Source organism: Mesotoga sp. H07.pep.5.3 (assembly GCF_002752615.1).
Lineage (GTDB): Bacteria > Thermotogota > Thermotogae > Petrotogales > Kosmotogaceae > Mesotoga > Mesotoga prima.
The window spans coordinates 149177-172889 of record NZ_AYTV01000021.1; the positions used below are offsets into that span (position 1 = coordinate 149177).

Genomic DNA, 23713 nt, shown 5'->3' on the forward strand with positions numbered 1-23713 from the left:
CTAAAGTATCTTGCTCAGGAATTCCTTGGTTCTATCACTCCTGGGATTGTTAAAGAACTCCTCCTTAGGGGTAAGTTCGATCAGCTTCCCGTCATCCAGGAAACCAATTTTGTTGGCCACCTGTCTCGCAAAGCCCATTTCATGGCTGACGATTATCATCGTCATACCGCCGCGTGCGAGATTAGTCATGACATCTAATACTTCCTTTATCATCTCAGGGTCGAGGGCAGACGTGGGTTCGTCAAAAAGCATGAGTTTTGGATCCATTGCCAGGGCCCTAGCGATAGCAACTCTCTGCTTTTGCCCTCCGGAAAGTTGAGGAGGGAAGGCATCGTACTTCGCCGATAATCCAACCTGATCGAGCAGTTTCTTTGCTTTCTCAACGGCTTCATGTTTTGGTACTTTTTTAACGAGTATGGGAGCCAGAGCGACATTGTCAACTACGGAAATGTGAGGGAAGAGGTTGAAATGCTGGAAGACCATTCCAGAGTTCTTTCTAACGAAATTCAGGTTAGCTCTCGTCTGCTTGATGTTTTTCCCCAAAACCTCGATCGAACCCTCCTGAAAGTGCTCGAGCATATTTATACAGCGAAGAAGAGTGCTTTTTCCTGCCCCGCTGGGTCCACAAAGGACCAGCACATCGCCTTCATATACATCTAATTCGACGTCCTTTAGAACGTGAAGTTTGCCAAAAAACTTGTTGAGACCTCGAATCCGAACAATCGGTTCCATCAGAATTCCCCTTTCGATTCCTAAAATGAGATGGGGGCTAGCCCCCCATCTCATCTTGAAATAACGATTTTCTTGATTTAATCAATAATGAAAGATGGTTCCCAGGCCTTGCCTACGTATTTCTCGTAAATCTTTCCGTATTCGCCAGTCAGCTTTTCCCACTTGAGGAACCAGTTGAACCATTCGACCAGAGAGTCGGAATCCTTGTCCTGCCTGAAAGCAAGTCCGTAAGTGTCGGGTCTCACATAACCGTCCAAGATCTTCAGATCCGGGTTCTTGTTTACTAGCTCAATACAGATCATCTCATCGTCCATGACCGAGTCGATTCTACCCAACTTGATGTCTGTCATCCATTCTGCAAGATTGTCGTACAGAGAAGCATCTTTGCCCCATTCCTGTTCAATGAAATCTGCGTGAACAGAACCCATTGTCGCGCCCATCTTTACTGAAGGATCGGCCAGTTCTTTCCAGCTTTGCAGAGGAGAATCCTTTCTGGCAATAGCAACAATTCCCGTAAGGAAAAACGGGTCGGAAAATCTTATCGACTTCATTCTTGTTAGAGTCATCGACATATTTGCGGCTATCATGTCGACTTTTCCCGAGAGCAATGAAGGAATAAGGCTTTCCCATGCCATGTCCTGCCAAACCAGTTCGACACCCATCTCCTTAGCTGCAAGTTCCATAAGCTCGACAGTGAATCCCGTCGGATTTCCAGAAGCGTCCCTATACTGCATCGGTACAGCAGTCATATCAGTTGCGACGGTAAGCTTTCCGCTCTTAACTACGCCTTCCAGTGTGGTAGCTGCAAGACCAAATGAAACAAACATACAGGCAACAACGATCAAAACAAACAGTTTTTTCATCTCAATTCCCCTTTCACGTATGGATTGCGTCTCAAAAAGCACGCGTTGGAAATGGTTTGAATAGTTCAATAATATGGAACGAGATTCAACAATGTGGTAACTACCTTTGAATTTACCAAATTGGTCACATCATTTGCAAAACCAATCAGGGACGTATGGGAAGTATCTGGGTCAATTATGGCTGTTAAACGGACACAATCTCTCTCTTGCGGGTGGATCTTGAAAGAAGGTAGTTGTTCCTACAAGTGAAGACAGAATTAGAGTTCTCTGAGTCTCAGGTCTCGAAGTCGATAAACAACTTGTTAAGCTTCTCTATTGTCTTCAAGAAGGGTTCCTTATACCTTTCAATCGCTTCGTCGGTCATTCTATTAGAAGGCCCGGCAATACTGACGGCATACTTTGCGACTCCGTGATTATCCAATATGGGTGCTGCAATGCACTTTATGCTTTCTTCCTGTTCTATTCTGTCATACGCATAGCCGTGTTCTCTTATCCACTCTAGCTCTTTTCTGAGCTGCTCCTTGTCGGTGATAGTATTGTTGGTTCTTCTTGCGAGCGTCACTCTTTCAAGATAACCGTCAACGTAAGAGTTCGGTTGAAAGGCGAGCAATGCCTTTCCGACTCCAGTGCAGTACATTGAAGCAGTAATACCGACCGTTGAATGGGGGCGAAGTGCGTGTGTGGGATGTAGGCATTCGATGTAGATCACTTGGTCTCTGAATACCGAAGTGAGATGGATCGTCTCGTTTATTTCATTTCTTAGTTCTTCAAGGTATGGAAGAGCCACCTCTCTGAATTCGAGGTTCCTTCTCATGAGCCCGCTCAGCTGGAGAATCCTGTTTCCGAGCATATAAAAGTTCCTGTCCTTCGTGAGGTAATCCAGTTCTGTCATTGCTGCAAGAATATGATGAACGGTGGCTTTGGGATAACCTAACCTGTCCACTATGTCGCTTAGTCTCCATTTGCTTTGCTCAAAGAACAGCTCGAAAATCTCGTCCACTTTTTTGAAAGCCTTGAAATGTTCCATAATATTGACCCCATTCAATGGCATTGATACTAGGATATCAAAAAATGCCGTCGATGGCAAATCACTTTTTGAATCACATTTCACATTTTGGAAAAGTCAGTATTAGCTAATCATCAATGAAGAGCGAACTACTCATCGCATAAAGATTAAGATTACGTCTCTTCTTAAGGCATAGTCTCAGATGAAGATAAAGCAAAACCAAAAAACACCGGCCATTATGGCCGGTTCTTCTACACTTGTAGTTTTTATTACTTCAGCTGGAAGCCCATGCTGAAATTGATGATCGCATGTCTGTTGTCGGTGAAGCGGTCGGGGCTGTCGGAGTTTTCGGAAGTGCCCTTGGTGGTTCCACCCATGAAACGGAGATTGAGATAGGTTTCGAGATAATCCGTCAGAAGTAGGCCGGCTCTCAAAGAAGCATGTAGCACCGATCCCTCGAAGTCGAAGTCAGCTCCGTCAATGAACTTGCTGGAGGCGTAGAAACCGTCGATGTCGGCAGCCAGGTAAGCCTTTTCGTTCAACCAGTATGCGTCCTTCACTTTCATAATCGGAACGGGACCGGCATTCTTGTTGTCGACGAACTTCGTTCCGTCGAGAGACTCGAAATAGCTATCTGCATTTCTCAACTGAAGAGAAAGACCGAGGGCAAGATAGCTGTTGCCCTTTCTCAAGACGTCGTAAGTGTAGCTGACCCTGTAGAAGGGGAAGCCGTAGTTCAAGAGGATTCCACTTTCGGTGGGAAAGGTGACTCCATCGAGTATAAGGTTGTTCTTAAGCTGAACCTTTGACTGAACGGTGAACGGCTGATACAGAAAGTAGACCGTATGTTTGCCGATGCTCAGCCCGGCGGTGTACCTTTGAAATGGAAAGAGAACGTCCTGACCGCCGTCCGCGACATAATTGGAAACGGTTCCCATGTGACCGAACCGAATTGTGTGGAAGATTACTTCCGTAAATCCGATTCCGTAGTCGAGCTCGAGTTTGAACCTGTTTTCGGGATTGTTCAACATCCCTGCCGATGAAATGACTGCGATAAGAAGAACCACTATCAGAGCCAACCTTGTCTTCACTATTTCACCTCAGTTTATACTGATTACAATAACAAAACTTCCGGTTACAAGAGTGTCAAGTACTTCGGGGATCGTCGATCTCTTATTCACTGCTAAAATTGTCGTAAAGGGGGCATATATGGAGAAGCGTTTACCTATTCTGGAACATGATAATGAAAGACCGGCCGTAATAGAACCGACGAAGGTCATCTCTTTGGTCTCCGAGATGCCGGAAAGAGCGATAATCCTCTTCTATCAGGGCGTTATAGAGACTCTCTTGAAGAAAGGACTTCTGAAGAAGATCATTGACAGGAGAAGCGAGGTCGGACTGTATCCCGTTTATGAGATCGAGTACAAAGGGGTCAAAGTCGCGATCTTGAATCCCGGACTTGGAGCGCCGTCCGCGGCGGGCTTCTACGAGGAGCTCATTGCCCTTGGAGTTAGGAAGACCATAGCCTGCGGCTCATGCGGAGTGCTGAAGAGGGATATTCCGAGGGGAGAGATTATCGTCGTAGAATCTGCCGTCAGAGACGAGGGAACCTCGTACCATTACCTTGAGCCCTCCCACGAGATCACTGTAGACTCAGAGGTGTTGGAGAAGATAGAAGCCGCATTGGAAGCTTCATCTATTCCATATATCAAGGGAAAGACCTGGACAACCGACGCTTTCTACAGGGAGACGAAGAAGATAGTTAAGGAGAGAATCGACGAGGGCTGTATTACCGTCGAAATGGAGGCTTCCGCCCTGATAGCCGTCTCTAGGTTCAGAAATGTCGTCTTTGGACAGCTGCTTTCCTCGGGAGACGACGTAAGCGGCGAAGAGTGGGACAGAAGATTCCATCCCGAGGCCGACAATCATAAAGAGCGTGTCTTTTGGGCGGCGATCGAGTGCTGCCTCAACCTATAGACCATTCTATTATCTTTGTTCTTGCCAGTCTTTTACGAAGAACACAAGGTTAATGTGAGGTGATTCTGTGAACGGACCGAGAAGAGTTTCCGAAGAAGAATACGGGAAAGTTGTGGGGATCCTTAGCGAAGCCTTCTTTGAGGACCCCATGATCAAATACGTGTTCAAGGACAGAGAAAGAAAAGAAATAAGAAGGCTGTACGGCGTAATGACTAAAGCTTACGCTCCATCAAGCGATATCTACTTCGATTCCGAAGAGCCTAGCGGAGTGATCCAGTGGATTGACTCTGAAAAGGAGCCCGGCGTAATGGCATGGCTCCGGAGTGGGGCAATGAGGATGATCGGTTCGCCTGTGAGCTCGCTCTTTCGATTGATGAAAACAGGCATGGAGATTTTTAAGACTCAGAAAGAATGTATGAAAGAACACAATCTGCACCTCATCTTGCTGGCCGTTTTACCTCGAAAACAGGGAATGGGAATAGGAAAGAAACTGATGAACCTCTTTATTCAGGAAGCAGACTTCAGAGGGCTCCCCAGTTATCTGGAAACCCAGAATCCTTCAAATTTAGGCTTCTACGAATCCTTCGGATTCTCGGTCGTAAAGCAAATCGAAATCTCGTCCGAGCTGAGATCTTGGAGCATGGTAAGACCAAGCCCGCTTCAAGAGCACAACAACCGCTGATCGCTGATGAAAACCGCGTTGCCCGTCAACGGTCCACCGTCCCCGCCAAGAAGCACCGGTTCTTTGCTCCGACGCTACGCGTCCTGGCTCTTTGTTCTTGGAACAGATCCCGGATCAAGTCCGGGATGACAGTGTTAGGCGATTACGAAAACGCCACATCACGTCATTCTGAACTTGATTCAGAATCTCGATGATCTAAGAATCGCTGCACGCTTAAAATCAAGAACACGCTGGTCGCTGATGAAAACCACGTTGTCCGTCAACGGTCCACCGTCCCCGCCAAGAAGCACCGGTTCTTCGTTCCGACGCTACGCGTCCAGGCTCCTCGTTCTTGGGACCAGATCCCGAAACAAGTTCGGGATGACGGTCTCAATAGCACTGGGGGGTCGTTATGGTTCAAACACTTGTGTTCACGAAACCCTTGACTCGAGACCCGAGACCCGTTTTGTTGGACTTTTCTACTCACAACTCACAACTTGGAACTTACAACTGATCCCTTGCTCTTCCAACCTCTGAATACTGACCTCTACCCTCGATCTTTTGAAGCCCGGATCCTGAACAGGAGCACTTCAGGATGACAGAATAGGTTCGTTCTAATCAGATTACTTTGATTTGCTTGCTCTTTTTCTTTGGTTTTTGCCTCCTGGTGCGTAAGCGCCAGCATCACTTCCTCGCGCCAGCGAGCCTCACTTCCTGCCGGAGGCAGCATCACTTCTGATCTTGATGCCACCAACCCCCGACCTCCGACCCCCAACCACGGCTCTATCTCAACAAAACCGTCTTCATGGTGAAAGAATCAAGAATCGCGATGGTGACATCGAACTCTTCGTTGCCGAATTCGCTCTCAACGAACGGAGTTTGCAAGGTTATTTCAAGCAGTTGAGTGTCGGTAGGCTTTTCGGCCGGCAAGAAGTCGACGGAATTTTGAACCACGAGTCTCAACGGGTCCTGGTTTGCAAAGAAGTAATCGATAAAGTCCTGTCGTTCCTCTTCCGTGATCCCGTAAGTGTAGGTCGCTATCTGTCCTGCCGAGGTATCCACAGGAATCCAGCCGTAATTTGGCAGGTAGAACTCGGCCCAGAAATGCGAACCCAGCTGACCGGAGAAAGCTTGAAAGCCTCCCGGCGCCCTTGCCGGTATTCCGATGGATCTGCAGAGAGCTGAGAAGATCATCGACTGGGTCCCACAATCACCGTAACCGTGTTCGAAAGAGTAGAGGCTTTCCGGAATCCCGGCCGCCTCTACTGAAGCGTGGGCCATGAAAGTGTATTTGATGTTTTCGACTACGTAGTAGTATAGCTTTCTCGCCTGGAGGAAGGGATTGGTCTCATCTCCAACAACGCTTCTGGCAAGCTCCTCAAATCTCTCGTCGTAATAGATGCTTCCTTCGGACTTGGTGTAATCCTTGTAAAGCGAGCTTTCCTTGTCGTATTCGCCTACCTGATCTGGATCTATATCGAACTGTTGCTGGTAGTGTGTAAAAGTGTATTTTACAGAGATATCCAGATCCTCAACGAGGTTCGAAAGATCGAATTCGAAGAGGACATAAGCTATATCGCCGGTAGTTCTGGGAAGGCCGACCACCGCTTCCTTTGGGGTCACCTCTAATACAGAGATGTTCTCTTGAACTGCCGTTTGCAATGGAAGGGGGAACCAGATTCTCAGCGAACCCTTATCCGGCAGGAGAGATCTTTCGGTATGTACTTCGTACTCCACAAGGTAGTTTTTCGGGTTAAAATACGGGCTGTGAGCTGGCTTGAAGGAGGCAAAAGGCATCTGTTTTGGTCCGTATTCTTCCAGAAGGTATCTCACGAGCAAGACATTGCCCGCCGACCACTCTGGCTCCCGCTCTACCAGTTCCGGGTCCCTGGTGAAGAGGTTGTGCTCCAAGTCGGAGTAGTACATCTCTACACCGTCCACGATAGCCCTCTGAATGTCTCTTTCAATAATGAATTCTCTAACTTCTTCATCGCTCTTGAGCTCGGGATAATGTTTCATGATTATCTCTTTAGCCTGTTCGAATGTCAGCGAGAATTCCAGGGTACTTTTCAGTTCGTTCTGTCTTCTCAAATACTCGTCGGACCGCTGAAAGAAATTGCCGAAAGCAACTGTGGAAATTAGAACGATCACAAGAACAAATTTCAATTTCATACTTTATCCCCCTTTTCTGTTGCCTGAATGGGCACAACAAAGCAAGTATATAATGATTGACTTCCAGAATTTAAACACTGAATGTAGTCTTATGATGAATATCTTTGCCTTGTGATCTCAGAGAGGAGTAAATTACAGATCGGAGCACTCTAATATTAGAGGCTAAACAGTCAATCGCTCTTCTGGATTTTTATTTGACCAAATGCTGTATCTATTAATGCCAGAAACTCAGGGGTTGATTCACGCACCATCCTTAACACTATGTATTTCGATCCTCAGCATTTAATCTACTAATCCAGCCAACCGGTGATAGTCGCTAATGGCAGTTTCTGACTTGTGTTTTCTCCCCCAAACTCCGACCTGCCAGGTCGACGTGATGTTCTGCACTGTGAATCTGGCCTCATAGAAAATGTCCAAAAACCCAAGTGGAGAGGCTTCTCAACGTACAGTGGTGGCAGCTTTATGATTATTTCTATTTTTCGCTGTTTTCGCTATATTGGCTCATTTTAGAACTTCAACTGATAATCCAGTGACAAAGATCCTGTAGGCTTGTAGGGTAAACGAGATCCCGTAGCCAGGAATTAGCGTCTGCCCCAATAATGGAGTGACTAATGAAGGTTCTGGGTATTATACGGTATGAGCATACAGTTACTGAATTTCCCCGTTACAGTAAGACGATGGGGCAGGAGAATTAGTTACTTGGCATATCGATCTCTTGAAGACGTCAACTATAGATCTAACGTTAATGCAGTCTTGAAGTTGATTCTATCACTAAAAGACCCAGCCCATCGCTCATGAAGTAAATCCTAAGGCGGACCTAGGTAACACATGATCTATCTTCAATTATTTCATTTCTCAAATTCTTCTTCAAAGGCGAAACCCTCTTCGATTATCTTCTTGCAGTGCCTAACTACCTCACGATCATATATTCTGCCCGATCCGGATTCAATTTCATCAATAGCAGCTCGAACTCCAAGAGCTGCTCTGTAGGGTCTATGCGAAGACATGGCTTCAACTACATCTGCGACACCAATAATCCTTGCATGTATGGAGATTTCCTCTCCTTTAAGACCTCTTGGGTAGCCCGAGCCATCCAACCTTTCGTGGTGTTGATAAACAGCTTCAGCGATTGGCAAATCGATTTTCAACTCGGAAATCATTTCATATCCTTGCTTAGCGTGTTCTCTTATCAGGGCCATTTCAGTTTCATCTAACTTTCCCGGTTTGGAAAGTATCTCAGTTGGAACAACTACTTTACCAAGATCGTGGACCAGGGAAGCATATTTAACAGTGTCTATATCTGACTTCTTAAGCTCCATGGATTCAGCTATCTTAACGGCTAATGAAGTCACCCTTCTCTGATGACCGTAAGTAAACGGATCTCTTCTCTCGACAAGACTGCTAATCAGATTTAGTGCATTCACGAATGCCTCTTGAAGCTTCTGCTGAGTCTTGACCAACTCGGAGGTGGTCCTTATAGATTCAGTGGAATCCTGCGTCATAACAATTATTCCTGGTTCCTTTTCAACATCAATTTGACAAGCAACCATTTCAAGCCACTTGGTTGACCCATTAACTTCGACTCTGAAGAGATTAGACAAAGGCTCTCTGTTATTTTCGGCTCTCTTGCAGAAGACAGTGAATCTCTCCCTTTCTTCGCCTTTCAATACGTTTTCGAAACTCTTTCCAAGAAGGATCCTGTCCATTCTAGGATTTCTGTAGGTCTCTTTGCCCCCGGTAAGTATTGCTATACCGATTGGACTGCTGTCTGTAAGAACCCAGTGTTCACGCCTCAATCGCTCAGACTGATATCTTAGTTTCAGAAGATTTTTGATTCTTATTAGAAGTTCGTTTCTTTCCACAGGAGCGATTATCACATCATCCACAATCTTCCACAGCTCCTTTGTCGCCATTTTAACGTCGTTGCGAGAAGTTACCAGTAGGATGGGAAGGAAGATTTTGGATTCACGCAATAATTCTAGTTCACGCCGGCTGCTGTTAAGGGTAACGCCATCTACTATTATTAGGTCAACGGAAGTCACGTCGGAAAATGATTTCGCAACTACGACTTTGTAAGTGTTATCCAGTGATTCGCTCAAAAGCCTACTGTTTTCACGATTTGTCATCCATAGAGAAATTTTCTCCATCTCGCGTATTCCTTTCAGAATAGTATCTGATCAGTCTCAACACTTCTGGAACTTTCAGAGGCTTCGTCATAACATGACTGAAGGAGTCACCTATTTCTTGTTTTGTGTAAGACTCAGGCAAGACAATTAGAAGCCCCCCTTTTCGGCTGTTTTCGTACTCTTTTAATTCATCAAGGATCTCTCTCTCAAAACCCGAAATATCTGCAATCGTAAGACAGAATTCCTCACTACTCATTGCTTCACGAAGATCTTCCACGCTTGAAGCGTAGACAATTCTGAGCCCAAAGCGCAAAACAGCTTTTTCGAAAGCTATTCGATTGCCGCGGTACTTGCATGCGTACAAAAGAGAATTACTCCTTTCCATCAGGCACTTCACCGTTCACGTATGGCATGCCGCTCAAAATACCTCTCGTGTTTGTCAATCTTTCTCCAATCTCTATCCCATTTTTTGTAATTACCAGTTCTCTTACACTCTTCTCAAAATCGCTTGTCCTCTTCTTCAAAACACCTATTGCTCTGTGGATTTCTCCCGCAGCTTCATAGTACCTGAGGAAAATTATATTGTCGCACAGGAAGCTCACCCCTCTTCCGGGGTCTATGTCACTAACTAAGCTGGAAGTTGCGTAGAGAAGTATGACTGTTACCCCTCTCGACTTCATATACTTACACAAGGCGTATAGAGCTTCAGATTGTTCTCTCCCCTTAAGAACCAGTCGATAGCTTGAGAGACTGTCAATTACTATAACCTTTGTATCTTCCTTCTCAACAGAAGACCTTACAAGCTGGGAGAATTCATCAGGACTATATGCAAGAGCCATAATTGGCTCGATTTGAAGCAAATCGCTTTCTTTTAGACCAACCGCGGGGATACCTAGCGATTTTGCACGAAAAATCATTTGATCTGCTGACTCCTCAAAAGTATATATCAGCGCCTTCTCCTTCCTCATTGCGGTTTCTCTAGCAAACAGCATTCCTAATGTACTCTTTCCAACCCCTGGAGGTCCGCTGATAATATTTATGGTCCCTCGTCTGATGCCTCCGTAAAGCATTTTGTCAAGACCTTCAATTCCGAATGGGATGATCTCGTTTACGATTCCAGTTGATACCGTGTCAGGTATGAGGCGTGGAAACACTCTGATCCCTTGAGCTGTGATCTTCATAGAATGTAATCCGCTTCTGAACCCTGATTGTCGGAATTTGGTTATTTCAATGAATCTCTCACCATCTTCCGTTTTCAGATTGATGACGCCATCACAGAGAAACTGAAGATCATCATCAGGTTCTTCTCTGGAGAATTCCGAGGTGCTCACAACAGTACATCCTCGTTGAAGCAGGAACCTTATAAAAGAGATAACTTGTTTTCTAAACTGATACTTGTTTGGAGAGAAATATCGAAACTGCGTCATCGAATCTATGAAAACCCTTTCAGGCTTAACGGCCTCTATGAAATCGATAATCTGTTTCGTAACTGGTTGTCTTTCAACGTCAGAGGAAAGAAAAATATCGTAGCTCTCGACTTCACTGAAGAAGTGTTCAGAGGGACTCAAGTCAAGAAACTCTACATTTCTAAGTTCAAATCCAAGTTTGGAAGAGAATGCCAAAAGGTTCTCCTTTGACTCCTCGAAGGTAATGAATGCAGACTTCCCTGCAGAATCCGCGCTCAGGAAGTGAAATCCAAGAATGGTCTTCCCTGTTCCAGGGCCACCCCGTACCAAGTTCGAGGAATTCTTCACCAGCCCGCCATCGGTTATCTCATCAAGGCCACTTATACCTGTGCTTATCTTGCCACTGGTCATGAAAACCACCTCCATATGAGAAGTATACTACTACTTGTGGTCTGCAGGAAAACCAAACCGGAAACGGGTTTGATGTCACAGCACGGCTAGAGCTTCTCATGATAAGAAAATCAGCTGTGGGAGGATTAAGACCTATATAGGCAGCGAATACAATGTTCTCCTAAGCGATGTGTATTTATATGCCAAGCACTCCAGTTCATTGTGATTTCTGATGCAGGAAGAGCAGGAGCAGTAACTTAACCCTTCTGCATGCTTTTAGGGAGTCTTAGTCAATGTATTGCTATCAGAGCCTCACCAAAAATCATTCAAAGAACTATTGTTGTTTGAGTGGTTTCCCTGCTAATCAGCATAAGGCAACCTATCTTCAGGTGTCAGAAGTGATTCGAACCTTTTGTGGGGTTCTGCCTGGTACCAGAAAGCAACAGACGAATAATCGTCAAAACGGTTGTTGTTGTGGCCCTTTTCTATGGTTACTTTCAACGACTTACTGAAATAGATCGGATCCTCTATATGGAATCTGTACATACTCATGTATCCTTTCCAGTTGTTGTTTCCGGGAAGTATCAGCCCAAAGTACTCCGAGGCATAACTTTGAGAAGGACACCAGGCCATACTGAAGTAATCCTCGGTGCCTGTACCGTGGAGGGAAGGCGGCCATGAATCGCCATCGATGAAAATCATGTCGTCGCCTTCTCCGTACCAATCCCACTGATCTGTCTCGCGCATGTTATGGACATAGAAGAAGCAACCAACATAATGACCTTTGCCTTGAGCATCAAGAATGACGTAGTTGTCCCTGCCGGTCTTGTTCTGGCCTTGAAACTCGAAAATGTTGTTCGCTACGAACGGCTCCAGAGCAAAGTCCTTAAGATTATTGGGAGCAAGTGACTTCACTAGATTACCTTCATCTCTCGAAACGCCCCGCTCTCTTCGCCATTGCGCATGGAAGTAAGCTATGTTCTCCGGTAATTCTGGCCAGAGCTCGTAATCAATATAGTAATAGGCAACAAGATCTTGGGAAGAATTCTCGTTAGCGATTTCTATTCGTGCCTTTTTTCTAAATGGCATAGGAAAGAAGCAGTTAAAGCCTCGACCATCTTCAGGTGACATTTGTATGGGCAGCGAAGAGAAGTTGACTGTTTTCCCATGTCCGGCACCAAAGAAATCCCCTATTGGACTCTCAACACTTGGTGCACTTTCGTCATCCCAGAAGATCCGCAGTATACCCTTGCGCAAAAAGTGCTTCTCGGTAGATCTGAACGTCATCCATATATGGCTAACAACTCCCGGACCTTCAATTTCACCCAGAACTAATGTCTCTCCTGCTGCTATTGCTTTCCAGTCTTTATTACCACCGCTTTCATCGTAAGATGATATTCTTCCTCTTCTAGCATTTTTTAGTGTCATCAGATTTCTAAGAGTTCCACTGGAAAAGTCCATTCTAAACCTCCTATTTGACTAATCTGGCTTTCATTAGATAAACATTGTATGGCGTCCATAATGACATAGTGAAATAAATGTACTCTCCCTCATTCTCAACGAACAGAGGATTCAAAAAAGCCCCGTACAAGCCTGAATACTCCCTTGAAGAAACAAGCTGATGCGGTTTACTCCATGGGCCCCATGGATTGGGAGATTCTCTTATCTCTAGATCGTGACTGTGTTCGTTCAAATAAGTTATTATCCACTTTCCGAGGAAGTGATTGTACATTGCAGAACATTCGCCAACAGGAGCCTCAATAATTATCTCTGCGTCTTCTTCTTTGCTCGACCACTGAGGAATTCCGGAATTATCTAGGCCTGAAAAGTATCTGTATGCACCAATTTTCTCTATTTCTTCGCCATCCACTTTCATTAATTTGACTCCACCGAACCTTCCGCTGGGGATTCCGAAGAAGAAGAGGGTATCGCTGTTCACGTCGCAACCATCAGGAATCTTTGGCCACTGGGAAGCCTTCGCAATACCTACCTGGGCAAAGTTACTCTCCGAACCCCATTTTACAGAGTCAAGTACATCCCAGGTTCTTCCGCCGTTCTTTGAAACCGCCAAGCCAGAATAGCTCGTGTTCCATCTCCCCGGTTCTCCCCAGTAGTTGACCATCATGTAGTGCAAGTAAAGTCTCGAGTTGACAGCTACTCCGTTGGTTGGAATAGCCGTAATATTTCCAGGGGTTGAATGAATCAGTTCTTTCGCAGCTCCGGAAAACTCTCCGGGTCCTCCCCAGTAGAAGGCTTCTCGAAGCTCCTGAGCTGAAAAGTTCACTGAGTTTTCGGCAATATCGGCAAAGATAACTTCATAGTCAGAAGTGCCCCACTCTTTTGCGCCAATGCCATACCTTGCTGAGTTTAGAAAGCCCTCTTTATCATCAAAAGTGCCCGCTTCAATCCAGTTCTCTCCATCCTGGCTGTAACTGAAGACATATGTATTAGAGAATAACCTGTTTTCAATTCTCAGATATGGATAAAGAGATGCCACTTCAGCGATTTTAACGAATTCACCTCCGATGATTCCGCTAGCCTCCATTGTCCTGTTGCCAAGATGGCCCCACATAATCCAGTTCTGCACTCCGCTGAAGAAAAGTAATCCACACAAATTCGTTGCTCCAACAGGAGCAGAGTTGCTTTCGATTCTTGTCTCTATTGACCATTCTCCAGGTAGCTGAGATTTTAGAAGTTTCGGCGCGAGATCAACACTTGACCACAAATCAGCTCCTTTTACCACATTGAGCCTGACTGTGTTATCAGAAAACGCGTATGTAGAAGCTCCATCACCTGTTATGAACCCTTCAAAAATGATGCCGTGACTCGGATCTTGGTCGGTGGTGAATGCCATAACATTCTTGCGCCAGTTTGTTTTGTCGATTCCAAAAGTGTCACCAAAAACAAAGTATGTGATTTCACCATCGTTGAAACTGTGACCAAGATCGGTTCCGAAGACGTCATACTTGAGAGTGTTGTTGATTGCGTTGGGGCCTGTAAGCTTTGCTACCATTTCCAGTTCTGAAACATCTTTAAGAGATGTGGCAAGGAGAAACGAAGAAATCAATACCATGCTTAATGGGGGTAAAGCTACTCTTATCATGAAATCAACCTCCTTGTTTTTCGGAAGAGAGATCATAAACTGAATTACGAATTATCAGTTCACCTTCGACGACCACTATTTGAGAGTTTGATTCGTTGTTCTTCATCTCTCTCTTCAGAAGTGCCACGGCATTCATCGCCAAAGACTCGATCGGCTGCCGGAATGCAGTAATGGGCGGAGACGTCACTTCAAGCCATTCAATATCGTCAAAGGAAACAAGCGAAAGTTCTTGTGGAATCTTTATCCGAAGAGTCTTCAGTGCCTGAAGAAAAGCCTTTGTTATGACAAGGTTTCCTGTTATGAGTGCCGTTGGTCTGTGAGAGAGGATTTCAGCAGCTTGGGACTTAACATCATTCTCTATGAATAATCCAAATCTTTCAAGACTGAACTCTTCACTGAGACCGAAATCCTTAATTGCCTCTCTGTAGCCAGCTAATCTTTCTTCTCCCATCGACGTATTGGGAACACTCTCTACAAAAGCTATTCTTCTGTGGCCTTTACGGTACAAGTATCTAACTATCTTGTAGACCGCGCTTCTGTTGTCCACATTCACCCGACTAAGATCAAGCCCTTCAACGTTTCGATCAAAGAAGACTATAGGGATATCCATCGCTTTTACCCTCTTGTAAATCGAAATATTACCAGTTCTATCCACTGGAGCCGCAAGGATACCGGTAACATTCTTGGAAACCATTATCTCAAGATACTCACGTTCCTTCTCAAGAGACTCCCTTGTCGTAGAAAGCAGTATCTCATATCCAGAATCGTAAAGAAGCTCTTCTATCTTGGTCACAAAATGGGCAAAGAATGGGTTGAATGTGTCCGGAACCAGCACGCCTATAAGATTTGTCTTCTGATGCTTGAGACTCCTGGCAGAATAGTTGGCTATATAACCAAGTTCATCTGCCTTCTGCAATATTCTCTTCTCCAGAGCAGGACCAACTTCACCCTTCCCATTAAGAGCTCTGGAAACAGAAGCAACCGAGACCCCGAGTTCTTCGGCAATTGATTTTATGGTAACCCTTTGCGCCAACGATTCCTCCTCCAATCAGAGTTTCATTCCGGTCATTTTTATGCTCTGCATTAACTGTTTCTGCAGTATCACAAATACAATCAAAGTTGGAATGAGAGCTACCGTGCAGGCAGCTAGCTGAATAGCCCATGGATTATTATACTCTCCACCATACTGGGCTATTCCCAGCTGTACTGTCCGCATTTCCGGCGAATTAATTATCACCAGCGGCCACATAAATGAATTCCAGTTCGCCAGGAAAAAGAAGACGGCGAGTGCTGAGAGTACGGGTTTTGAAAGTGGCAGAACGATCTTGAAAAAGACCCTCACCAATCCGCTCCCGTCAATTATTGCCGCTTCTTCCAATTCTCTAGGAAATCCGAGATAGAACTGCCTCAAAAAGAAAATCCCAAAGGCGTGGGGAATAGCCGGTATTATAAGCCCTCTATAAGAGTCAATCCAGCCAAAGTTTCTTACAATTAGAAACAGCGGGATCAGGATTGCAGAAAACGGAATCATTAGAGTGCTGATAACGAGAATGAACAGTACATTTCTGCCAGGATACCTGAGTCTTGCCAGCGAATAAGCGGCCATAGAGTGAAGAAGAAGAGCGACAATAGTAACAACAGAGGCAACAAAGAAGGTGTTCAACATATATCTGGCGAAAGGCACTTGCGAGAATACTTTAGAGTAATTTGACCATACTGGGTTTTCGGGGATTAGCTTCGGCGGGAATGCGAAGATCTCGCTGGGTGACTTCAGAGAACTCACGAACATCCAATAGATTGGAAAGAGGAAGAACATCGCAAGAGCCACTAGCAAAACATACCTCAGTATTCCCTTCACTATTCTGGTCTTCATATTTACCCCCTCACGATCCGGTGGAGACGTTACCGCCTCTTAGTGCTCTCAGCATGAAATAAGATACTACAAGAAGAATCGCAAATAGTGTGAAAGCTTGAGCCGATGAGTAACCGAACTGGTACATTTGAAAAGCATTGTAATAGATGTAAAACGCTGCGGTTGATGTACTATAAAAAGGTCCTCCTCCTGTTAGTATGTATATCTGGTCAAAAACCTGGAAGCTCTGCAGAAAGGTCATTACAAGAACAAATGCGGTAGTGGGTTTCAGGAGTGGAAGAGTGATGTATAGGAATTTCTGAAAACCTGACGCACCATCTATTTCAGCAGCTTCATAGTATTCATTTGAAATCTCGTTGAGACCTGCGAGAAAGATCACCATATAGTATCCAACACTCATGTATAGACTAACCACAGTAATGCAGTAAAGAGCTTGAGACATAGAGCCAAGGAGTGGTTGCCTAGTTATTCCAAAGAATGACAGAAAATAATTGACGAAACCGTACGGTTGAAACATGTATTTCCAGACGAAGGAAACCGCAACCATAGACATGGCGGTAGGCGCAAAGAAAATAGCCCTGAAAAGCCCTATTCCAGGTCCTGGTTTTTGAACAAGCATTGCCAGGAGAAGTGCAAATACGAAGTTCAAAGGAACAAAGAAGACCGAGTAATTAAGAGTCACAAAGATACTGTTTCGCCACTGTGGGTCTTCAAACATTGTCCTGTAATTGTCTAGACCGACAAAGAGCATATCACTTAAGCCATTCCAGGAAAAGAAACTTATTACAAGAGCCACAATTGCGGGGACCATTGCGAAAATTATCAGTCCAGTTATGTCTGGAGCTATAAAAGCGTATCCAACCAGTTTTTCCCGGGTTTTTCTATTCACGGCAATCCTCCCGAAAAACCAGCCCGGGACTGAATCCCGGGCTAAGAAAATTCACTTACTTTCCGGGAACTCCACCTGTGTATCTACTAAGATAAGCATTGATAGCTGCAGAAGCCCCTTTTGCAGCAGCCTTGGGATCCATACCTGCAAACATGACTGCTTGTATAGCATCAGACACAGCCTTAACCATTTCCGGAGTGAATGTGGGCTCCGACTTCGATGTCTTCAGAATCTCGAGGAATACATCGTTTGGCGGAGTATTGTAGAACTCATCTCCTGCTTCGAGAACGGAGTATCTGGGTGAGAACTTACTATTGGTCACTGTGCACCAATCAAGCGGGAAGTCTATCTGCTCTGCTACGAGCCATCTGGCAAACTCGGCAGCTATGTCTGTGTTCTTTCCTTTGGCATTCAGCATCATCTTCCAACCACCATAAACGCTGATACTTTCTCCTCCCTTTTCATAAGGGGGGATTGGAAATACTCCAAAATCGAATTCAGGAAACTGAGTCTGTAACTGCTTGACGCCCCAGAATCCACAAACAATCATGTCTGCAAGACCGTTTCCGAACATACCAATATCATTCGCTCCTGCTGGAAGCGATGAAGGGGCTAAACCTTCTTTGACAAACGATCCCCAAAGATCAAGAGCAGCTATCGCTCCCTCTGATTCGAAAGTAGATTTCTCCCAGTTTTCGTCTACGACGTCTCCACCCGCGGTCCACAGGAACGGATACCATGTGAAGTTCTGGTAGTAGCCAGGCGCAACTTCAACGATTATTCCGTATCGGTCGGCAGTTTTCAATTTCGCTGCCGCTTCCTTCAACTCCGCCCAGTCTTGAGGCTGACTGATTCCCTTTTCTTCGAAAGCAGCCTTGTTGTAGAATAATGCTACTGGCTCCATTTCAAGCGGAAGAGCGTATATTTCTCCTCCAACAGTTACAGCTTCAATTGTCTCAGGTAAGAAGTCTGCAATTATATCTTCGGTCAAGTATTTACTGAGCGGCAGAGCAATTCCGGTATTGACGTATCTCAGGAAATCACCGGGACTTATGAAGAAAACATCAGGCCCTTCGCCAGTTGCAAAGGCAGTTGTAAGCTTAGTCCCGGTATAATCTCCCCAGGGGAAAGTCTCAAATACCACTTTCTTGTCCGGATTTTCTTCATTCCAAAGATCAACGAATCTTTGAATTGTAGCATCTGCGTATGTGTCGGTGAACTTCCAGAACGTGATCTCGGCAGACAACGCTGTAACAACAAGAAACGCAGAAACAAGAAACAGTAACAAGAGCTTTTTCACTTTGACCCCTCCTTTTCGGTTCGGAAATATTCTTAGTAAACGTTTGGGAATTTAATGCAAATAAATAGTCGCTAATGCTTTCTAGATAGTACGTAAACGTTTACGCAATTATCATAACAGAAAGCCACTGATTCTACGAACTCTGATTACACCCGATTATTCACAGACTAGACGAAATACAACCAACCTGGGCACCCATTTGACCTACTGCTTCCTTAAACGACACTAATCGACTGAGAGAAAGAAGTTACGCAAAGTCGGCTGAAGAAAACTCAAAATCTCACATTCCGGAAACTGAAGAGCGGACTCGATCTTCGCCCCATATACCATTACACAGACACGAGGGTGAAGGGACACATAATGATCTGTTTCCTTGCACTGGTAATGGAGACTGCCTTATGCAGAAAGCTGAAAGAGATTGGGAGTACTTTCTCGTTTGCAGAAATACTTGAAGACTTGACAGAGATAAGAGCAGTTGAGCTAACGGTAGAAAACAAACGTTTTCTTGCAAGGACTGAAATGATGGGTAATGCTTACGACGCTTTCAAAGCACTCAAAATAAGACCACCGGATCTACTCAAAGAGATTGCATAATAGACCACTGTGGTGGTACGTCTGTTTTTCTTTTCATTTTTCCCATGTTTAGCTGTTTTCAGATTTCTTGCTGTCAAAGTTTAGTAAGAGCCGTTGTGGGTGGTTTGTGGTGGGTGGTTGGTCAGGAGCAAACAACAAGAACTAGATCTAGTTCATTGTGACAGAGGAAGGCTATTTGATCAGAACCTCCTCAATTTGTCACTGAAATGCTTCTGTTCAGGATCTGGGCTTAGAAATAAACGAGGTTAGAGGTCAGTGTTCAGAGGTTGGAAGAGCAAGAGAGTGGTCACCGTTCGCCGAGGAGAGCCATGAAGCAATAGTATCGAGATTCCGACCAGGAGTTTTGTCGGAATGACGGCATTTGACACCTTTTCCTTTGGACTTCAGCTTGCAACTTGGAACAAGTAATATGCATCTGCTCTGCAAAGGACGGGTTCATGGTTTGAGGGACCAAGGACGGCTCTTCCCAGCGTTCAGCGGGTTCTTGGTTTTAAGCGTAGAGCGGTTTCTAATGTGAGATCCCGTACAGGAGCACTCCGGGATGACTGAAGAAAAGCCCTAAACAGGAGACCCCAAAAAGGAACATTTTGGGGCAGGCTTTCAGGGCAGGCTCTACAGGATGACGAAATCAAAAGCAGGGTATCGATTGCAGGGTCTGGGGTCTGGCGAACAAAAACAGGTGGCAGATTCACAATTGTCGGTGTTACTAAGGACATCATCTTGATAGCGCTTTTTCAAGGGGACATAGACCATGTTTATCTTCCCTACGAATTTGCAAAACTTTGGCTTCCTCTGAAAGAGGATTCTAAAGAAGGGATTAAGATTGCTAATGATCTGGCGAAGGAGAGTAATCTCTATGTGCTTCTCAACAGACAGCCCTCTCTCCACAGACACAGTATTTCCTCTGCTAGGCCGATTTTCTGGGAGAACAAGACAATAGGATTGCCAATTATGTTGTGCGATGGATTCGGCGCCGATTTCGATGGCGACTCCATGGCTGTTTACCTGCCCGTAGATCAGGATGAAGATCTGAAGAGAGAGCTGAAATCTATGCTTCCCTCCAACAACCCGTTCAGAATTGGAACGGGAGAACTCACTTTTTCGGTCACCCAGGATTTGGTATACGGTCTATACAGAAAAAGAGGACTAAACTCGAAGAAGGCAAAAGAGGAACTCACTAAGATAATAGAGAATTCCAACGATATTTCAAAGGATCTTCTGAAGTGGCAGAATGAAAGCCTTGCAGCGGCAAAGGAATCGGAACTGAGTCTTGATCTGTGCGATATCGCTTTGATGAGCGAGGCTACCAAGAGCGTAAGAGATTCGGGCAGTAGAGGAAAACCAGAGCACTTCGTACAGATGGCTGAGGGAATTGATCTCGATGGAAGAAGAGCTGAGGCCTTTGCGAGAGGAGTATCGAAAGAAGATTACCTTGGCCGTAGAGATGGTCTTGAAGTGAACATTGCGTCCAGATCGAGGACAGGTTTGATCGACAAGAAACTCCATGTCGCCGAAGCGGGATATTTTACCAGGAAGTTGGTCGAGTTTCTGTATCCCGTTTATGTCACAGAAGAAGACTGTGGTACAGATGACGGAATAGAACTCAATCAATCATTTATCCAGCATCTGGCATTGCGAAAATACTCTCTTGAAAGACTGATACTCGGCAGATATGTCAAGAGGCCGATGGACAAAGAGTGGATGCTCGTGACACGAAGTAATCTAAATAACTTCAGAAACTGCGATCTTCTGCTGAGAAGCCCGGTTAAGTGTGCGTCCTCAGGGGAGAACGGCATCTGTTCAAAGTGTGCGGGTCTCGAGCTCTCCAGTATGAAACCATTCAGGATCGGTAGTTTTCTAGGAGTTCTTTCAGGCCATACTATAGGAGAGCGGGGAACTCAGCTTTCGATGAAAACCTTTCAGACAGGCTCATCAGGCTTCAGTATGCAGCGGGTCTCTTCGGAATTCTTCAAGGCCGAAGAAGAGTTTTCCAGTTATCTAAAACGGCTTGCCGACAGATCTATCGAAGGGATAATGAGGGGTTTCTCTAAGTCGGAGGCAGGTTGTGTTGAAGAGGGATCACCCGTTCTCGGTACCATCGATGTGGCCTCTATCTATCTGGAGGTTCTCTTTAGACATTTGAAGGATACCAGAATGCATACTGAAGGGGAATTGAAGAAGAGACTCTCTGATCCAAGGGAAGTCGGGATATTCTCTGCACTGTCTTTCGAGAAAAGCGGCAGTTCAGAGAAAATCGGAATCGGAGAGGAAATTGAAGAAAAGTCTCCTAAGGCGAATTATGCGCTTAGGCCGGGAGAGGTGGATAAATGGGTAGGCAAAGAATAGGAGAAAAGATACGTGAAAAGTCGAAAGGCAAGAACAAGGAAAAGTTTAAATCACTGACCACGTCCTTCAGAAATAGACCCGTTGAAACCAGCGAAGAAAGTGAAGAAGAGCTTTCAGATGAAGAAGCGTTTGAAGAAGTTGAAACTGAAGACCACGATAATGACGAGACTTCAAATTCCGATCCGTTCGCATCTGTAGAGAATCCTGAGGATCTGGTTTTTGAGCCGGCAGAGAGGAATCCGATTTCCGAGAAGAGAGTTGTTCTGGAAATCGTCAAAGGGAAGAGGTACCATTGTCTGAGAAGATACAGGTGGAGTTTCGAATTCTCTGAAAACTCTCCCCAAAAAGAAGAACACATGAGGCGTTTTGGGGAAACGGTTAGAAGAACAGGCAGGATTATTGAGAATTTCCTCAATGGATACCTCGAAGGAGAGACGGCCTCGATTGAAGATCTCTTTGGCTCGCTCAGCTCAAAGATTCTCTTTGGCGTCTCCGATTTGAATGACGTATCCAAGAACCAGTTATCCTGGTATCTCTTCCGGATGCCCGACGGAGTTCTATACACTCTCAACTGCCTAACTCCCAGAAGCGGTGCCCCAAATCTTTCGAAGCAGGCACTGGCGATTATGAGAATCGCTTTGGGGGATCCGGAGGAGGGAGAAGCGCTCAAGTGCAAGTTTGAAGAAGTGATCGCAAAGTCTATAGGGTTGATTGATTATTCGCTTGAGGTGGAAGATTTGTTGGGGAGAGTCATCGGCCTGAACAGGGACATTATGAAGGCCGGGTATCCCGAAAGCAAACTGGGCGAACCGAAAGCTCTATTGAAAGAGCTTAACCGAAGTTCAATAACACACTATCTTCATCAAATTGCTGGGAGAGCCAGGAAATGAAAGTATTCATTATTGAGAAGGGTTTTGAAGAGCATGAGCTAAGAGTGCTCAAGGAGATCGTTGGTAGTCTTGTTTCTTCAAAAGAGGATCTGAGAGAAAAAGTGGAGATTGTTGAGCTTCCTGAATTTCGCGAAGAACAGGGAATAATGATCATCTCCCAGCAGGTCATTGGAGAACTGAATCCTGAACGGTCTTCAGGCCAGTTATTCATAATGTTCAAAGGAGGTCTTGAAAGTAACATAGTAAGATTCGCGCAAAGAATGGGTGCTGTCGGAATCTTCCCCATCGATCGGTTCTATGGAGAGAGAATGGAGTATGGTGAGATTTCACGGTTTGAGAATGTCTTGAAAAACGTTTTGAGAGATAGACTTTCAACCCGTTTTCCTGAATGGAACTTCAAGAAAAGGATCGACTGGAAAGTGAAACTTGAGAATAGCTTCGAAGACTCTGAAGAGAATGCTTACATCTCACTCTTTGGAGACGAGATTACCCACAGGAATGTCAAGAAGACGAACGAGATAATTACATCTGTAATGCCCTATGTTAAAGAACTAAAGCAGTTTCGAGATAAGGCAAGCAAGACTCTTGAAACGCTTAAAAAGAAAGAGATCTCCAACGATAAGAATCTCACAGGAGCTCAACTTGCTATAGGAAGACTGAATGATCTGACATCCGAAATGAAGTTCAGAAAGCCGGTTTGTATTCTGCTTACAGGTCCTACCGGTTGCGGAAAAACTCTTCTGGCGAAGTACATAGCAAACTGTCTATTTGGCTCCCTGAAAACCTTTTCTAGAATCTCGCTGGTCAATATGGGAGACAACCTGCTTGAAAGCGAGCTTTTCGGAAGTTTTCCGGGTTCGTGGACCGATAGTTCTTACAAGGTTGGTAAAATGGTGTCAATGGCGGGAGGAGCGGTATTCCTCGATGAGATCGGAGAAATCTCTCCTGCTATCCAGGCAAAGCTTTTGACCTATCTGGACGATATGAAAGTCCTTATAGAAGGCTTTTCAGATACTTCGGGTGTGAAAGTACCCGTATTGATTATCGCTGCCACGAATCGAGATGTTAGAAAGGAAATGAGCCTCGGCAATTTCAGGTCTGACTTCTTTCAGCGTTTTGCCTACGAAATTCACATGCCTTCGCTTTCTGAGAGAAAGTCAGATTTCAGATATATTCTTAGTCATCTTCTCCAGGTGAAAAAGAAGCTTCTGAATCTCAGTATAGATGAGATAAGCATAGCCGCAATAGATAAACTGGAGGGTTACGAGTACCCCGGCAACTATCGAGAACTAGAGAGAGTTGTTACCGCGGCTATGATGAGCGCAAAGATGGATGGCCGAGAGATCGTTCTGTCTAGAGATGTTCAGTTTTAGTTCTATGGGAGG

At 45.1% G+C, this 23713-nt stretch carries 20 protein-coding genes and 1 pseudogene; 6 read left to right on the top strand and 15 right to left on the bottom strand.

Annotation, left to right across the window (positions count from 1 at the left end):
- The 4 genes from V513_RS08755 to V513_RS08770 all read right to left on the bottom strand — a co-directional run bounded on the left by V513_RS08755 (nucleotide 1) and on the right by V513_RS08770 (nucleotide 3692).
- Complete coding sequence (locus V513_RS08755; RefSeq protein ID WP_099772424.1) at nucleotides 1-732, bottom strand: amino acid ABC transporter ATP-binding protein; 732 nt, start codon at nucleotides 730-732, stop codon at nucleotides 1-3.
- A 77-nt stretch (nucleotides 733-809) separates the two neighbouring features.
- Nucleotides 810-1595 carry an ABC transporter substrate-binding protein gene (locus V513_RS08760; protein WP_099772425.1) on the bottom strand — a complete coding sequence of 262 codons (786 nt, stop codon included), beginning with the start codon at nucleotides 1593-1595 and terminating at the stop codon, nucleotides 810-812.
- Between the two features lie 274 nt (nucleotides 1596-1869).
- Complete coding sequence (locus V513_RS08765; protein WP_180274862.1) at nucleotides 1870-2622, bottom strand: IclR family transcriptional regulator; 753 nt, start codon at nucleotides 2620-2622, stop codon at nucleotides 1870-1872.
- 248 nt (nucleotides 2623-2870) lie between these two features.
- Entirely contained in the window at nucleotides 2871-3692 is an 822-nt protein-coding gene (locus V513_RS08770; RefSeq protein WP_099772427.1) for a hypothetical protein, read from the bottom strand.
- A gap of 118 nt (nucleotides 3693-3810) precedes the next feature.
- Here V513_RS08770 and V513_RS08775 point away from each other — a divergent pair, with 118 nt between their 5' ends.
- Together V513_RS08775 and V513_RS08780 are read left to right on the top strand one after the other, a co-directional pair.
- A complete protein-coding gene (locus V513_RS08775) occupies nucleotides 3811-4578 on the top strand; it encodes a nucleoside phosphorylase (protein ID WP_099772428.1) in 768 nt (255 codons plus the stop codon).
- A gap of 67 nt (nucleotides 4579-4645) precedes the next feature.
- Entirely contained in the window at nucleotides 4646-5260 is a 615-nt protein-coding gene (locus V513_RS08780; RefSeq protein WP_099772429.1) for a GNAT family N-acetyltransferase, read from the top strand.
- Nucleotides 5261-5786: 526 nt separating this feature from the next.
- Here the strand turns inward: V513_RS08780 and V513_RS14205 are convergent.
- The 11 genes from V513_RS14205 to V513_RS08835 form a co-directional block, all read right to left on the bottom strand.
- Nucleotides 5787-5990 carry a hypothetical protein gene (locus V513_RS14205; protein ID WP_257212027.1) on the bottom strand — a complete coding sequence of 68 codons (204 nt, stop codon included), beginning with the start codon at nucleotides 5988-5990 and terminating at the stop codon, nucleotides 5787-5789.
- A 32-nt stretch (nucleotides 5991-6022) separates the two neighbouring features.
- Nucleotides 6023-7411 (bottom strand): transglutaminase-like domain-containing protein, encoded by a 1389-nt coding sequence (locus V513_RS08790; RefSeq protein WP_099772430.1) that lies wholly within the window; start codon nucleotides 7409-7411, stop codon nucleotides 6023-6025.
- Nucleotides 7412-8259: 848 nt separating this feature from the next.
- Nucleotides 8260-9558 carry an HD domain-containing phosphohydrolase gene (locus V513_RS08795; protein ID WP_099772431.1) on the bottom strand — a complete coding sequence of 433 codons (1299 nt, stop codon included), beginning with the start codon at nucleotides 9556-9558 and terminating at the stop codon, nucleotides 8260-8262.
- Complete coding sequence (locus V513_RS08800; protein WP_099772432.1) at nucleotides 9524-9922, bottom strand: hypothetical protein; 399 nt, start codon at nucleotides 9920-9922, stop codon at nucleotides 9524-9526. Before V513_RS08800 ends, V513_RS08795 begins: the two co-directional genes overlap by 35 nt.
- The gene (locus V513_RS08805) at nucleotides 9909-11354 is read right to left on the bottom strand and encodes an ATPase domain-containing protein (RefSeq protein WP_099772433.1); all 1446 of its coding nucleotides are present in this window, start codon (nucleotides 11352-11354) and stop codon (nucleotides 9909-9911) included. Before V513_RS08805 ends, V513_RS08800 begins: the two co-directional genes overlap by 14 nt.
- A gap of 339 nt (nucleotides 11355-11693) precedes the next feature.
- The gene (locus tag V513_RS08810; RefSeq protein ID WP_099772434.1) at nucleotides 11694-12794 is read right to left on the bottom strand and encodes a glycoside hydrolase family 172 protein; all 1101 of its coding nucleotides are present in this window, start codon (nucleotides 12792-12794) and stop codon (nucleotides 11694-11696) included.
- Nucleotides 12795-12804: 10 nt separating this feature from the next.
- Nucleotides 12805-14436, bottom strand: a complete 1632-nt coding sequence (locus V513_RS08815; protein WP_257212028.1) for a DUF4185 domain-containing protein — start codon at nucleotides 14434-14436, stop codon at nucleotides 12805-12807.
- Between the two features lie 4 nt (nucleotides 14437-14440).
- Complete coding sequence (locus V513_RS08820) at nucleotides 14441-15469, bottom strand: LacI family DNA-binding transcriptional regulator (protein ID WP_099772436.1); 1029 nt, start codon at nucleotides 15467-15469, stop codon at nucleotides 14441-14443.
- A 15-nt stretch (nucleotides 15470-15484) separates the two neighbouring features.
- Nucleotides 15485-16309: a carbohydrate ABC transporter permease gene (locus V513_RS08825; protein ID WP_099772437.1), complete on the bottom strand. Its 825-nt coding sequence runs from the start codon at nucleotides 16307-16309 to the stop codon at nucleotides 15485-15487.
- Nucleotides 16310-16319: 10 nt separating this feature from the next.
- The gene (locus tag V513_RS08830) at nucleotides 16320-17198 is read right to left on the bottom strand and encodes a carbohydrate ABC transporter permease (RefSeq protein ID WP_099772438.1); all 879 of its coding nucleotides are present in this window, start codon (nucleotides 17196-17198) and stop codon (nucleotides 16320-16322) included.
- Nucleotides 17199-17253: 55 nt separating this feature from the next.
- Complete coding sequence (locus tag V513_RS08835) at nucleotides 17254-18498, bottom strand: ABC transporter substrate-binding protein (protein ID WP_099772439.1); 1245 nt, start codon at nucleotides 18496-18498, stop codon at nucleotides 17254-17256.
- A 282-nt stretch (nucleotides 18499-18780) separates the two neighbouring features.
- Between V513_RS08835 and V513_RS08840 the strand changes: the two are divergent.
- The 4 genes and pseudogenes from V513_RS08840 to V513_RS08855 all read left to right on the top strand — a co-directional run.
- Nucleotides 18781-19092, top strand: a pseudogene (locus V513_RS08840) (IS1634 family transposase); the annotation flags it as partial.
- 720 nt (nucleotides 19093-19812) lie between these two features.
- A complete protein-coding gene (locus tag V513_RS08845) occupies nucleotides 19813-21438 on the top strand; it encodes a hypothetical protein (protein WP_257212030.1) in 1626 nt (541 codons plus the stop codon).
- Complete coding sequence (locus tag V513_RS08850) at nucleotides 21420-22328, top strand: hypothetical protein (RefSeq protein ID WP_099772440.1); 909 nt, start codon at nucleotides 21420-21422, stop codon at nucleotides 22326-22328. Before V513_RS08845 ends, V513_RS08850 begins: the two co-directional genes overlap by 19 nt.
- Nucleotides 22325-23701, top strand: a complete 1377-nt coding sequence (locus tag V513_RS08855; RefSeq protein ID WP_099772441.1) for a sigma-54-dependent transcriptional regulator — start codon at nucleotides 22325-22327, stop codon at nucleotides 23699-23701. The genes V513_RS08850 and V513_RS08855 overlap by 4 nt, the downstream gene beginning before the upstream one ends.
- Nucleotides 23702-23713 lie beyond the last annotated feature (12 nt).

Excerpts from the sequence above, each read along its gene's own strand:
- V513_RS08800 (WP_099772432.1), bottom strand. The coding sequence starts at position 9,922 with ATGGAAAGGAGTAATTCTCTTTTGTACGCATGCAAGTACCGCGGCAAT.
- V513_RS08805 (WP_099772433.1), bottom strand. The coding sequence starts at position 11,354 with ATGACCAGTGGCAAGATAAGCACAGGTATAAGTGGCCTTGATGAGATA.
- V513_RS08795 (WP_099772431.1), bottom strand. The coding sequence starts at position 9,558 with ATGGAGAAAATTTCTCTATGGATGACAAATCGTGAAAACAGTAGGCTT.
- V513_RS08755 (WP_099772424.1), bottom strand. The coding sequence starts at position 732 with ATGGAACCGATTGTTCGGATTCGAGGTCTCAACAAGTTTTTTGGCAAA.
- V513_RS08810 (WP_099772434.1), bottom strand. The coding sequence starts at position 12,794 with ATGGACTTTTCCAGTGGAACTCTTAGAAATCTGATGACACTAAAAAAT.
- V513_RS08815 (WP_257212028.1), bottom strand. The coding sequence starts at position 14,436 with ATGATAAGAGTAGCTTTACCCCCATTAAGCATGGTATTGATTTCTTCG.
- V513_RS08825 (WP_099772437.1), bottom strand. The coding sequence starts at position 16,309 with ATGAAGACCAGAATAGTGAAGGGAATACTGAGGTATGTTTTGCTAGTG.
- V513_RS08775 (WP_099772428.1), top strand. The coding sequence starts at position 3,811 with ATGGAGAAGCGTTTACCTATTCTGGAACATGATAATGAAAGACCGGCC.
- V513_RS08765 (WP_180274862.1), bottom strand. The coding sequence starts at position 2,622 with ATGGAACATTTCAAGGCTTTCAAAAAAGTGGACGAGATTTTCGAGCTG.
- V513_RS08850 (WP_099772440.1), top strand. The coding sequence starts at position 21,420 with ATGGGTAGGCAAAGAATAGGAGAAAAGATACGTGAAAAGTCGAAAGGC.
- V513_RS08790 (WP_099772430.1), bottom strand. The coding sequence starts at position 7,411 with ATGAAATTGAAATTTGTTCTTGTGATCGTTCTAATTTCCACAGTTGCT.
- V513_RS08855 (WP_099772441.1), top strand. The coding sequence starts at position 22,325 with ATGAAAGTATTCATTATTGAGAAGGGTTTTGAAGAGCATGAGCTAAGA.
- V513_RS08760 (WP_099772425.1), bottom strand. The coding sequence starts at position 1,595 with ATGAAAAAACTGTTTGTTTTGATCGTTGTTGCCTGTATGTTTGTTTCA.